The 13,774-nt window shown below is 66.5% G+C and carries 7 protein-coding genes; 6 read left to right on the top strand and 1 reads right to left on the bottom strand.

Features of this window, described 5'->3' with window-relative positions; all coding sequences use genetic code 11:
* The first annotated feature begins 222 nt into the window (after positions 1-222).
* From GDN70_RS03855 to GDN70_RS03840, 4 genes are all read left to right on the top strand, one after another.
* Entirely contained in the window at positions 223-2,727 is a 2,505-nt protein-coding gene (locus tag GDN70_RS03855) for a PAS domain-containing sensor histidine kinase (RefSeq protein WP_018323415.1), read from the top strand.
* Positions 2,724-4,250: a tRNA (adenosine(37)-N6)-threonylcarbamoyltransferase complex ATPase subunit type 1 TsaE gene (gene tsaE / locus GDN70_RS03850; RefSeq protein WP_038970606.1), complete on the top strand. Its 1,527-nt coding sequence runs from the start codon at positions 2,724-2,726 to the stop codon at positions 4,248-4,250. Before GDN70_RS03855 ends, tsaE begins: the two co-directional genes overlap by 4 nt.
* 86 nt (positions 4,251-4,336) lie before the next feature.
* Positions 4,337-4,654, top strand: a complete 318-nt coding sequence (locus tag GDN70_RS03845; protein WP_018323417.1) for a PilZ domain-containing protein — start codon at positions 4,337-4,339, stop codon at positions 4,652-4,654.
* Between the two features lie 118 nt (positions 4,655-4,772).
* Positions 4,773-5,495, top strand: coding sequence for a nucleotidyltransferase family protein (locus GDN70_RS03840; RefSeq protein ID WP_097668272.1), 723 nt, complete (start codon positions 4,773-4,775; stop codon positions 5,493-5,495).
* Positions 5,496-5,712: 217 nt separating this feature from the next.
* On the opposite strand, the gene GDN70_RS03835 is transcribed toward GDN70_RS03840, so the two are convergent.
* On the bottom strand, positions 5,713-6,684 hold the full coding sequence (locus GDN70_RS03835) for an IS110 family transposase (RefSeq protein WP_049801720.1): 972 nt from the start codon (positions 6,682-6,684) through the stop codon (positions 5,713-5,715).
* A 398-nt stretch (positions 6,685-7,082) separates the two neighbouring features.
* On the opposite strand from GDN70_RS03835, the gene addB reads away from it, so the two are divergent.
* Together addB and addA are read left to right on the top strand one after the other, a co-directional pair.
* Positions 7,083-10,229: a double-strand break repair protein AddB gene (gene addB, locus GDN70_RS03825; RefSeq protein ID WP_152102174.1), complete on the top strand. Its 3,147-nt coding sequence runs from the start codon at positions 7,083-7,085 to the stop codon at positions 10,227-10,229.
* The gene (gene addA, locus GDN70_RS03820) at positions 10,223-13,732 is read left to right on the top strand and encodes a double-strand break repair helicase AddA (protein ID WP_173015747.1); all 3,510 of its coding nucleotides are present in this window, start codon (positions 10,223-10,225) and stop codon (positions 13,730-13,732) included. Before addB ends, addA begins: the two co-directional genes overlap by 7 nt.
* Positions 13,733-13,774: the final 42 nt, after the last annotated feature.

The following is a 13,774-nucleotide window of genomic DNA, read 5'->3' as shown; positions in this document are numbered from 1 at the left end:
GCCATGTCGCCCAAATATTCAGCCCCGCTAACGCACGGCAATTTCAGCCGAATCATCCCGAAGAACTACGTGGGCGGGAACCCCTCCCCCGGCATTTTTTTGGGGCCGCCTTTGCGTTCACGATCTGGACTCTTACCGGCGGAGTCGCGGTGAGGGTATTGTCGTTTGATTCGCGCGCGACGGGGGTCGCCGCGCGTAAATTCGTGCGGTCTTGGGGCAACTATGTCAGGCGTGATCGTGTCGATGCGTCGGACGCTACTGTCGTGCACATCGCTCGTGCGCAACGGCTTGTTGGGAGGCGCTCTTGCAGCGCTGCTGCCGGCTGCGCCGGCCGAGGCGGCCGACCTCATCGACACCCTCTCCATCATGCTGGATTTCAACCGGCAGGAACTCGCGGTGCTCGCCACCGCGCTGGCCTTGCTCGGCTTCTCGGTGGTGGCTGCGATCCTCTTGATGCGCACGCGCGTGCGCACCGCGAAGAACGAGGCGCGGCTGCGCGCACGAATCGGGGAACTCCAGCTCCAGGCCGACCGCTTCGGCGCGCTGCTGTTCGCCGAGCCGCAGATCCTGATCTCCTGGCCGGCCGGCGACAATCGCGCGCAGATCTCCGGCGACATCTCCATGGTGCTGCCGCGCGACTCCTCGCCGCAACGGGTGCTCGCATTCGGAACCTGGCTGCCGCCCGAGCCCGCGCTCCAGATGGATCACGCCGTCGATGCGCTGCGTGACCGCGGCGACGGGTTCCAGCTGACGCTGACGACCGCGCATGGCCACACGCTCGAGGCCATCGGCCGCGCCATCGGCGGCCAGGCCATTGTCCGGATTCGCGAACTCTCGGGTCTCCGCCGCGATCTGGCCGAGACCAATCTGCGCTACAACGCGCTCTCCGACGAGACCGAGATGCTGCGCGGCTTTGCCGCCAACGCACCTTGGCCGATCTGGGCCAAGGGCGAGAACGGCGCGCTGACCTACGCCAACCCCGCCTATGTTCGTGCCACCGAGGCGAACAACGTCACCGACGCGCAGGAGCGCAAGCTCGAGCTGCTCGACAGCGCCGACCGCACCGCGATGGAACGGGGACTGAAGGACACCGCCAATTTCAACGCCCGGCTGCCGATTGTGATCAGCGGCGAGCGCCGCATCTACGATGTGCGCGCGGTCAATGTCGGCAGCGGCAGCGTCGGCGTCGCCATCGATGCCAGCGAGGCGGACGCGCTCAGCTCGGCGCTGGTGCGGATGGCGGAGGCGCATCGCCGCACGCTCGACCAGCTCTCCTCCGGCGTTGCCGTGTTCGATGGCCAGCGCCGGCTCGCCTTCTACAACGATTCCTACCGCCGGCTGTGGGACCTCGACCGCACCTTCCTCGACGCCAATCCCGATGATTCCAGCGTGCTGGATCAGCTCCGTGCCGCGCGAAAACTGCCGGAACAGCCGGACTTCCGTGCCTGGAAATCCAAGCTGCACGAGGCCTATCGCGCGGTCGAGACCACCAAGGACACCTGGTACCTGCCCGACGGCCGCGCGCTCTCGGTCGTCACCACGCCGAACCCGGAAGGCGGCGTCACCTATCTGTTCGACGACGTCACCGAGAGCCTCGAGCTCGCCCGCCGCTTCGACGGCATGATCCGTGTCCAGCGCGAGACGCTGGACAGCCTCGCCGAGGGCGTCGCGGTGTTCGGCAGCAACGGCAAGGCGCAGCTGTTCAACCCGGCCTTCGTCCGGATGTGGAAACTGTCGAGCGATGCCATGCGCGACGAGCCGCACATCCAGACGGTGGAAGGTTGGTGCCATCAGCTGTTCGACGACCCCACGGTCTGGCGCCAGATCCGCGAGGCCGTCACCTCGATCGAGAGCCGCGCCGACGTGCCGCTGAAGCTGGAGCGCAAGGACGGCAGCGTGCTCGACGGCATGATCCGCCCGCTGCATGACGGCGCAACCATGCTGACGTTCCAGGACATCACCGACACCGAGAACGTCGAGCGCGCGCTGCGCGAGCGCAACGAGGCTCTGGAGGCCGCCGACCAGATGAAGGTGGATTTCGTCCACCACGTCTCCTACGAGCTGCGCTCGCCGCTCACCACCATCATCGGCTTCGCGCATTTCCTCAGCGATCCCTCGACCGGGCCGCTGACGCCGAAACAGGCCGAATATCTCGACTACGTCACCAAATCGACCAATGCGCTGCTGGCGCTGACCAACAACATCCTCGATCTGGCCACCATCGACGCGGGCGCCATGAAGCTGGAACTCGGGCCGGTCGACGTCAGCAAGACCATCGAGCTCGCGGCCGAAGGCATCCAGGACCGGCTCGCGACCGACCGCATCCGCCTAAAAGTCGAGATCGCGCCCGATGTCGGCAGCTTCGTCGGCGACGAGAAGCGCGTGGTGCAGGTGCTCTATAACCTCCTCGCCAACGCCGTCGGATTTTCTCCACAGGATTCCACCGTCGGCATCAGCGCGCGGCGCACCGAACGCAGCGTGGTCTTCACTGTGACAGATTCCGGGCCTGGAATACCTGCCGACATGAAGGACAAGGTGTTCAACTGGTTCGAAAGCCGCTCGCAGGGCTCGCGTCACCGCGGCGCCGGGCTCGGCCTGTCGCTGGTGCGCTCCTTCGTCGAGCTGCATGGCGGCAAGGTGCGGGTGGACTCGATCGTCGGCCGCGGCACGGTCGTGATCTGTGACTTCCCGACCGACCAGGCGGCGCATCGCGACGCCGCCGAATGAGCGCGCCCACCACATTCTCCGTCGCGCTTCACAACGAGACGGCCACCGCGCAACTGATGGCCGACCTCGCGCTGCTGGTCGGTCCCGGCGATGTCATCACCCTCACCGGCGATCTCGGCGCAGGAAAGACCGCGGCCGCCCGCGCGCTCATCCGCTACCTCGCCGGCGACGAGGCGCTGGAAGTGCCGAGCCCGACCTTCACCCTGGTGCAGGGCTATGAGCTGCCGCCCTTTCCGGTGATGCACGCCGATCTCTACCGCGTCGAGGACGAGAGCGAGCTCGAGGAGATCGGGCTGTCGCCGCTGCCCGATGCCACACTCGTCCTGATCGAATGGCCGGAGCGCGCGCCGTCGGCGATGCCACAGGATCGCATCGACATCGCGCTGACGCATCGGCCGGCGCTGGGCTCGAATGCGCGCGCCGCCGACATCACCGGTTACGGCAAGGCGGCCGCCGCTGTCGCGCGGCTGCAGGCGCTGCGCGAATTCCTCGATGCCTCCGGCTACATGGATGCGACTCGCAAGCGCATGGCCGGCGATGCCTCGACGCGCTCCTATGCGCGGCTGCTGCGCGACGACGAGATCGTCATCCTCATGAACTTTCCGCAGCGCCCTGATGGTGCTGCGACGTACAACGGAAAATCGTACAGCGCCGCAGTGCATCTCGCCGAGAACGTCAAGCCGTTCGTCGCGATCGACGAAGGCCTGCGCGCGCAGGGCATCTCGGCGCCCGCGATCCACCATTCCGACCTCGACCATGGCTTCCTGATCACCGAGGATTTCGGCAGCGAAGGCGTGATCGAAGGCGATCCGCCACGCCCGATTGCCGAGCGCTACGAGGCCGCGGCCGATGTGCTGGCCGTGCTCCACGGCAAGACGCTGCCGGAAACATTGCCGCTGGCGGATCAGACCTACGCTATACCTGTCTTCGATGCCGAGGCGCTGCTGATCGAGATCGGCCTGATGCCGGAATGGTATCTGCCTGATCGGAACGCGCCGCTGAGCGACGACAAGCGGGCCGAATTCTTCGCGATGTGGCACGAGCTGCTGAGGAAGCCGCTGGCCGCGCCGAGGACGTGGATCATCCGCGACTATCACTCGCCCAATCTGATCTGGCTTCCGGATCGCGCCGGCATCGCGCGCGTCGGCGTGATCGATTTCCAGGACACCGTGCTCGGTCCGCAATCCTACGACGTGGTGTCGCTGCTGCAGGACGCCCGCATCGACGTGCCCGAAAGTCTCGAGCTGACGCTGCTGTCGCGCTACATCAAGGCGCGGCGCGCTGGCGATGCCGGCTTCGATCCGGCCGGGTTCGCCGAGCTCTACGCCATCATGTCGGCACAGCGGAATACGCGGCTGCTCGGCACCTTCGCCCGCCTCAACCGCCGCGATGGCAAGCCGCATTATTTGCGTCACCAGCCGCGGATCTGGACCTATCTCCAGCGCTCGCTGGCACATCCCGCGCTGAGCTCTTTGCGCGACTGGTATCTCGCCAACGTCCCTCCGCCCCAAAGTCCGGCCTGATTCGGAGGCCGATTTACCAGCTGTTAGCCAAGACGCCGGTATTCTGGCGGCGAGGCAGCCGGATCATTACGGGCTGGAGCGGGCAGATGGCGGTAAAGACGGACCAGCGCGGCAACAGCCGGGTTGTCTTCGAGCGCGGGATCTCGGCCCAGATGATGGGGATCGACGGCACCTGGCGGCGCGACTGCACCATGGAGGACGTCTCCGAGACCGGCGCCAAGCTGACCATCGACGGCTCGGTGGAGGGCCTCCATCTGAAGGAGTTCTTTCTGCTGCTGTCGTCCACCGGACTTGCGTACCGGCGTTGCGAGCTGGCCTGGGTCAATGGCGACCAGATCGGGGTCAATTTCCTCAAGCTCGGCGACAAGAAGAAAAAGGCGCGTTCCACAGCCGTCGGGGCATGATGGCAACACCCGTCGTACAACCGTCACGGCGGGTGGTTAAGGCGGTTGAGATGCGGTGCGGCTGATCGAACCTCGTGTTAGGATTGCTGCGAACGCGAAAGGTCTGAGAAAGCGAAGGATGTCCGTCAAACCGACCAAAGCCATGGTGCTCGCCGCAGGGTTTGGCCTGCGCATGCGTCCCCTGACGGACAAGATGCCGAAGCCGATGGTGCCGGTGGCCGGCCAGCCACTGCTCGACCACGTGCTCGACAAGCTCGGCCAGGCGGGCGTGACCGAGGCCGTGGTCAACGTGCATTACCTGCCGGACCAGATCATCGATCACGTCGCATCGCGCCAGCTTCCGCGCGTGACAATTTCTGACGAGCGCGACCAGGTGCTCGGCACCGGCGGCGGCGTGGTCAAGGCGCTGCCGTTGCTCGGCCACGCACCGTTCTTCCACGTCAATTCCGACACGCTCTGGATCGACGGCGTGCGCTCCAATTTGACGCGGCTCGCCGAGAATTTCGACCCCGCGCGCATGGATATCCTGCTGCTGATGGCGCCGACTGCGACCAGCATCGGCTATAGCGGTCGCGGCGATTACGGCATGCTGCCCGACGGCGCCCTGCGCAAGCGCAAGGAAAAGGAGGTCGTTCCGTTCGTCTATGCCGGCGCGGCGATCCTGTCGCCGTCGATCTTCGAAGGCGCGCCGCAGGGCGAGTTCTCGCTGACGAAAATGTTCGACCGCGCGGGCGAGCAGGAGCGGCTGTTCGGCCTCCGCCTCGACGGCGTCTGGATGCATGTCGGCACGCCCGACGCCGTGCACGCCGCGGAAGAGGCGTTCCTGGAGAGTGTGGCGTAGGGACCGGCCCCGAACGCGGTGCCGTAGCAACCATTAAAGCACGCCCGATTTCCGCGAGCATGACGCCGTGCTTGCGGCCGTCAAGGCGTGGCCTGGCGGCAGTCGACGTGAGGTGAGACGAGCGCGACGGCCATCCTTGACGGCCGCGGCGCGCGGCGTCGTCTTGACGGCAGGTCGGGACGAAGAAACGGTCGCCTGATCGAACAAAGAAACGAGATCAGGTGACGGACACACTCGCGGTTCTGGGCGGTTCGGCGACCCACGGTGTTCCGCGGGCGACGACGGCGTTGATGATGACGATCAGCTTCCTGGCACAGGCGACCAGCGCGCGCTTGTGGCCCTTGCCGGCGGCGATCAGCCGGCTGTACAGGGCCATGAGCTGCGGATTCCAGCGGAAGGATGCCGGAAGAGCTGCGGTGTAGAGCGCCTGACGCAAGCGCTGGCGTCCGCCGTCAATCCTGCGGGCGCCGACATGCTTGCCGCTGTCGTCATCGTACGGCGCAAGCCCGGTGAGGGCTGCGGCTTGCTCGCGGGTGATCTGACCGATCTCGGGCATCCTGATCAAGATGGCAACCGCGGTCGGCAAGCCGCTGCCGCCAACGCTGTAGATCAGATCGAGCCTTGCGGCGAGATCGCGATGCTTGCGGATCGCTGCCACCAGGGCCTTGAACTCGGCTCGTCTGTGCTTGGCCAACAAAGCGATCTGCTCCTTCCAGAACTTCTGGATACGTTCGTCAGGGCAGCTCTCCAGCCGATTCTTGAGCTTTGCGATGTCCTCCTTGATCTGGTCGATCATCGTCAGATGCACGGCAAAAGGCTGCAGCCGGGGGTCTGGAGCGGGATGGATCTTCTTGACCGCGGCGGTGCAGGCCGCAATCAATGCGGCATCCATTTTGTCGTTCTTGGCCCGTTGCAAATGGAACGTGGCATAGGCGCGGACCTGGATCGGCTGAAACACGATGACGACAAACCGCTGGCGTCGCAGTTCGGCGACCGCCGCCTGCTCGTAACCACCGCTTGCCTCGATCCCAACCCGCTTGACCTTGTGGCGCTTCAGCCACTCCACCAGCTCCTGGTGGCCTTCCGCCGTGTTCTTGACCTGCAGCTCCTCCGAACTGCCATCGAGCGCCACGTCGAGCTTATCTTTGCTGGTATCGATTCCAGCACAGATCGTGTTACGTTTGGCCATCTTCCTCGACCCTCCCTTGTGATGCGAACCTGAAGTTCGTTCAACCATGCGGGTCCCGATGAAGTGCCGACCGCGATCTTGCTACAAAACGCAGCCCTCAAGGCTTCGGTGGGCATCGATCCGATCGATCGGCGGCCCAGCTCGGGCGGCCACCCGGGCTGGGCCATTCCTCACGGAACCAGGCCATTCTAATCCGGCGCGCTAATACAAGGGTGGGCAAAGGCGCCCTAGCGCCGTGCCCACCATCTCTCTCGATGGCAAAATGCGTGGGCACGCTTCGCTTTGCCCACCCTACAAGACCTGTCAGGTCTCGCGAACAGCGGGGACGACTTCCCCCCGCCCCATGACCATTCGACCGCGCCTCCCTATATTGCCCTGATCTCCGAATCAGGCAGCTCATGCGCGTCTTCAGCGTTCCCCTCTCAGTTCCATTCCTGCGCACGATCGTCGCGAGCCTGCTCGACGGACGGCTGGTCGAGGGATTCGAGGCGCGCAAGGAACCGGCGCGGCTGGCGGATGCCACGCTGTATCTGCCGACAAGGCGCGCGATGCGCGTGGTCCGCGAGATCTTCCTCGACGAGATGAAAGCGGACGCCGTGGTGCTGCCGCGCATCGTCGCGCTCGGCGACATCGACGAGGATGAACTCGCCTTCGCCGACGAAGGCGAGCAGTTCTCCGGCCCAACGCCCCTCGACATACCCCCGCGGCTCGGCGAGCTCGAACGACGGCTGACGCTGGCGCAACTGGTCGCGGCCTGGGCCAAGGGCCCGGTGCTGTCGCCGCTGGTGGTCGGCGGGCCTGCTTCGACGCTGGCGCTCGCCGGCGACCTCGCACGCCTGATCGACGACATGGTGACGCGCGGCGTCGACTGGAGCGCGCTCGACGGCCTCGTACCTGACAACCTCGACCGCTACTGGCAGCACTCGCTCGAATTTTTGCGGATCGCGCGCATCGCCTGGCCCGGGCATCTCGCCGAGATCAACCGGATTGAACCCGCAGCCCGGCGCGATCTCCTGATCGCGGCGGAAGCCAAACGGCTGACCGCGCATCCGAACGGACCGGTGATCGCAGCGGGTTCGACCGGCTCGATGCCGGCCACCGCCAAATTCCTGCACGCGGTCGCCTCGCTGCCGCATGGTGCAGTGGTGCTGCCGGGCCTCGATACAGATCTCGACGACGACGCCTGGCGCAGCATCGGCGGCGTGCGCGACTCGCTCGGCAAGTTCGCGGAGCATCCGGCGTCGAACCATCCGCAATATGCCATGCACGCACTGCTGGATCGTTTTGGCATCAAGCGCAGTGACGTCGAGATTCTCCAGCCGCCGGCAGAAGGCGGCCGCGATCTGCTCGCCTCGGAATCGATGCGACCGTCGGCCAAGACGGAAGTCTGGCACGACCGGCTGAAGCAGCCGGATGTCGCGGCGAAGATCTCCGGCGGCATGAAAAACCTCGCGGTCGTCGAAGCACCCAACCCTGAAATGGAAGCGCTCGCCATTGCCATCGCCATGCGCGAAGCACGGCATCTCGACAAATCGGCAGCGCTGGTGACGCCGGACCGCGCGCTGGCGCGGCGGGTGATGGCTGCGCTGACCCGATGGGATCTCCCCTTCGACGATTCCGGCGGTGACGTGCTGATGGAAACATCCGCCGGCGTTTTCGCGCGGCTTGTGGCAGAGGCGGCCACCAAGGGGCTGGAGCCGCCAACGCTGCTGGCGATGCTGAAGCATCCGCTGTGCCGGCTTGGACGGCTGCCTGGCGCATGGAAGGCAGCGATCGAAGATCTCGAACTTGCAGTCCTGCGCGGCACGCGCCCGCCTGCCGGCACCGGCGGCCTGCTGCGAGAATTCAACCGTTTTCGGGACGAGCTGACAAAGCTGTGGCGCAGCGAGACCTCCGCGCTTCACAAGGCCGAGCCCCGCGCGGGCCTCAAGGCCGAGGACATCGAGCGCATCCAGACGCTGATCGACGCCTTGCAGAAGGCGCTGGCACCGATCGAGAGTCTGGCGCCACTAAAACTATATGACTTCGCCGAGCTCGCGCACCGGCATCGCGAGATCATGATCGAGCTTTCGCGTGACGAGCAAGGCATTCCGCTCGCTTTCGAGGAGCGAGAAGGCCTCGCGCTCGCCGGCGCCTTCGACGATCTGCTGCGCGGCGGCACGACCAGCGGATTGATGGTGACGCTGCCTGATTACGCCGACGTCTTCCAGACCGCGTTCAGCGACCGCGCGGTGTGGCGGCGCGACAAGCCGGGCGCGCGGCTGCAGATCTACGGCCCGCTGGAATCGCGCCTGATGCAGGCCGACCGCATCATCGTCGGCGGGCTGATCGAAGGCGTTTGGCCACCGGCGCCGCGCATCGACCCCTGGCTGAGCCGGCCGATGCGGCACGAGCTCGGTCTCGATCTGCCGGAGCGCCGCATCGGCCTCTCCGCCCACGATTTTGCCCAGCTGCTCGGTGGCGACGAGGTGATCCTCACCCATTCCGCCAAGGCCGGCGGCGCGCCGGCGGTGGCTTCGCGCTTCCTGCATCGGTTGGAGGCGGTTGCGGGCGACGATCATTGGAAGGCGGCCGTTCGCGCCGGCGAGAAATACGTGCAGTTCGCGGGCGCGCTCGACCAGCCGGACGAGGTCAGGCCAATCAAGCAGCCCGAGCCGCGGCCGCCGCGCGCGACGCGGCCGCTCAGGATGTCGGTGACCGCGATCGAAGACTGGCTGCGCGATCCCTACACGATCTACGCCAAACACATTTTGCGGCTCGATGCGCTCGATCCCGTCGACATGCCGCTGTCGGCCGCCGACCGCGGCTCGGCGATCCACGACGCGATCGGCGAGTTCACCGAGAACTATGCGGCGAATCTGCCTGACGATCCCGCCCATGTGCTGCGAGCGATCGGCGAGAAATATTTCGCGCCGCTGATGGAGCGACCCGAGGCGCGGGCGCTGTGGTGGCCGCGCTTCCAGCGCATCGCGCGCTGGTTCGGCGAATGGGAGACCGCGCGCCGCGACGCGATCGAATCGATCACGGCGGAGACCCGCGGCGAGATATCGATCCGCCTCGACAATGCGCGCACCTTCTATCTTTCCGCGCGCGCCGACCGCATCGAGCGGCGCCAGGGCGGCGGCTACGCCATCCTCGACTACAAGACCGGACAGCCGCCGACCGGCAAGCAGGTCCGCATGGGCCTGTCGCCGCAGCTCACACTGGAGGCCGCGATCCTCCGCGAGGGTGGCTTTCCCGATATCGACGCCGGCGCGTCGGTGAGCCAGCTCGTCTATGTGCGCTTGAGCGGCAACAATCCGCCGGGCGAGGAGCGCATCCTCGAGCTCAAGTACAAACCCGGCGACGAGCCGCAGCCGCCGGACACAGCGGCCGCCGAAGCGCGGGCCAAACTGGAAGCGCTGATCCGTGCCTTCGACGACGAGAACCAGCCCTACACCTCGCTGAACCTGCCGATGTGGTCCAATCGCTACGGTACCTATGACGATCTCGCCCGGATCAAGGAATGGTCCGCGGCCGGCGGTTTGGGGATCGAGGAATGGTGAAGGCACCGCGCCCCATCCCCGACGAGGTCCGCGCGCGGCAGGCGCGTGCGTCCGACCCAACCGCGTCGGCCTTCGTGTCGGCCAATGCCGGCTCGGGCAAGACGCATGTGCTGGTGCAGCGCGTGATACGCCTGCTGCTGTCGGGCGTGCCGCCGGAGAAGATCCTCTGCATCACTTTCACAAAGGCCGCCGCCGCCAACATGGCCGAACGCGTGTTCACCACGCTTGGTCACTGGGTGACGCTGGATGATACCGGGCTCGACGCAGCGATCCGCGCTGTCGGCATCCCGCATCCCAGCGCGAAAATTCGGCGCGAAGCGAGAAAACTGTTCGCCTGCGCGCTGGAGACGCCGGGCGGGCTGAAGGTGCAGACTATCCACGCGCTGTGCACGCGCCTTCTCCAGCAGTTTCCGTTCGAGGCCAACGTTCCCGCGCGCTTCGCCGTGATCGACGAGCGCGACCAGACCGACATGATGGAGCGCGCCAATCTGAAGGTGCTGCTGGAGGCCGCGCGCGATCCGGAGAGCGTCACCGGTCGCGCATTGCTGACCGCGATGGCGAGCGCGGCCGACGTCACCTTCAAGGAGGTCGTGCGCGAAGCGTGCCTGAGCCGCGATCACTTCATGGCCTGGACGGATGAGGCCGGCAACGCCGAAGCCGCTGCTGCGCAGATGGCGGCGGCGCTGGGCGTCGATGCGAGCGATCGCATCGAGGACGTCGAGACCGAGATTCTCGATGGACCCTATCTGCCGCGATCGCGCTGGGACGACATCGCCTTTGCGCTGGAAGACGGCAGCAAGTCCGACAACGACCAGGCCGGTCGGCTCCGCGAGGCCAAGGCGTTCTCCGGCAGCGCGCAGGTCGATGCCTATCTCTGCGTCTTCCTCACCGACGAAAAGCTGCCGCGCAAGGCGGTGCTGACCAAGAAGTTTGGCGAGCACAACCCGTCGGTCGCGCGCCTGTTCGAGAACGAGGCGCAGCGGGTCAGTGCATTGATCGAGAAGCGCCGGGCGGTCGCCATGCGTGACCGCACCGCGGCCCTGCTGCATATCGCCACCGCGGCCGCCGCCAACTACCGCCGCGAGAAGCAGGAGCGCGGGCTGCTCGACTACGACGACCTCATCGACAAGACGCTGGCGATGCTGAACCGTGTGTCTTCAGGCTGGGTGCACTACAAGCTCGACCGCGGCGTGGACCATGTGCTGATCGACGAAGCGCAGGACACCAGCCCGCGGCAATGGGACATCGTCGCGCACATCATCTCCGAATTCACCGCCGGCGAAGGCGCGCGCGAAGGATTGAACCGCACGGTCTTCGCGGTCGGCGATGAGAAGCAGTCGATCTTCTCGTTCCAGGGTGCGGCGCCGCACGAGTTCGACGCGCGCCGGCGCGAGCTGCACCGCAAGTTCACCTCGGCGGGGCTGAAGTTCGATCCGGTCGCCTTCACCTATTCGTTCCGCTCGGGCGCTGCGATCCTGCACTCGGTCGACCACGTCTTCCGCGACCAGGAGATCTACAAGAGCATCCATTCGGTCGAGATCGGCCATCCCCTGCACAACGCGCTCGCCGATGCCGGTCCGAGCGTGATCGAGCTGTGGGATCTGGCTGTCGCCGACGACCGCCAGGAGATCGAGGGCTGGCGCGCGCCGTTCGACGGCGTCGCTGTCACCAGCCCAGAAGTCAAGCTGGCGCGCCGCATCCAGGCCGAAATCAAGCGGCTGGTCGAGAGTGGCACGCTGACCGGGCACGAAGGCGAGCGCCGACCGCTGCGCTATGGCGACATGCTGATCCTGGTGCGCCGCCGCGGCAATGCCTTCGATGCCGTGATCCAGGCGCTGAAGCACGCTGGCGTTCCGGTGGCCGGCGCCGACAGGCTCAAGCTGACCGAGCACATCGCGATCATCGACCTGATGAACCTCGCTGATGCCCTGCTGCTGCCGCAGGACGATCTCGCGCTGGCGGTGGCGCTGAAGAGCCCGCTGTTCGGTCTCGATGACGACGATCTGTTCCAGCTTGCCCACGACCGCAAGGGATCGCTGCGCTGCGCACTCGGCGAGCATGCGAAGGGAAGCGAGAAGTTTGCGGCCGTGCTGCGGCGTCTGGAAGCCTGTGAGACGCGCGCGCGCGAGGAAACGCCGTTTACCTTCTACGCCTGGCTGTTAGGGGGCGACGGCGGCCGTGCGCGCATCCTGCGCCGGCTCGGGCATGAGGCCAACGACGCGCTCGACGAATTCCTGGAGCTCGCGCTGAGCTGTGAGCGCAAGGCGCCGGCATCGTTGCAGGGCTTCATGGCCTGGCTGCGCTCGGCCGACACCGAGGTGAAGCGCGACATGGAGATCTCGCGCGACGAGGTGCGGGTGATGACGGTGCATGGCGCCAAGGGCCTGGAGGCCTCGGTCGTATTCATGGTCGACACCACGTCGTCGCCCGCGGACTCGCAGCGGGTTCGGCTGATCCACGTGCCGCGCGGCAATGGCGGCGAGGTCGTGGTCTGGGCCGGCCGCAAGGCCGACGACCCCAAGCCCGTCGCCGACGCGCGCAAGGCGATGCTCGAGGAGACCGAGGACGAATATCGCCGCCTGCTCTATGTCGCGATGACGCGCGCGGCCGATCGGCTGATCGTCGGCGGCTGCATGCCCGGCAATATGAGGACAGTCCGCAAGCTGAGCTGGTATGACCTGGTCGACACCGGGCTCAAAGGCTCGGGCCTGGACAAGCAGACGATCGAGACGCCGCTTGGCAAGGTGACCCGATTCGCCCGGCCGGAGGATGTCGCGGCGCTGGGTATCCCGGCGACGACCGTGGACCAGACGGTCGCGCTGCCGGCCTGGCTGCGAACGCCCGCGCCGCGCGAGACCGTTGACGACGACCTGGTACGTCCGTCCGGCCAGTCGGCTGAGGAAGGCCGCAGCGTGCGGACCGGCGAATCGGTGCGGTCCCGCGCGCTCGCACTGCAGCGCGGCACGCTGGTTCACCGTCTCCTGCAATCCCTGCCTGATATCGCCGCGGAGCGCCGGCGCGAGGCCGCGCTCGGCTTCATGGCGCGCAATGCCGCGGACTGGACGGAGGCCGACCGCGCCGCTTTGGCCGACAAGGTACTCGCCCTGCTCACTGAACCGCGCTTCGCGCCGGTCTTTGCCGCCGGCAGCCGGGCGGAAGTCGCCATCGCCGGCAGGCTGGAGCGGCCGGGCCGCGCCCCGGCATTGGTGTCGGGACAGATCGACCGGCTGATCGTTCGTCCGGATGAGGTTTTGATCGTCGATTTCAAGACCAACCAGGCGGCGCCCAAGAACGCGGCCGCAGCGCCCGCCGCCTATGTCCGGCAGCTTGCGCTGTACCGGGCGGTGCTGGCGCGGCTTTATCCCCAAAAGCCCATCCGCGCCGTCCTGCTCTGGACCGAGGCCCTTGAATATATGGAGATTTCAGCCCCCGCGCTGGACGCGGCGCTGGCATCCCTTCATCTCGGTGTGAGCGTCCTTGACCCGGCAAGGGGCCGTTCATAGGTTGACGGCATGATCCCAGGCGCGATTCCCATCCGCGCCGAT

This window comes from Bradyrhizobium sp. TM102 (assembly GCF_009176685.1).
Taxonomy (GTDB): domain Bacteria; phylum Pseudomonadota; class Alphaproteobacteria; order Rhizobiales; family Xanthobacteraceae; genus Bradyrhizobium; species Bradyrhizobium ottawaense.
Note: the sequence above shows the minus strand (reverse complement) of the source record. Positions and strands in the feature narration are given on the sequence as shown.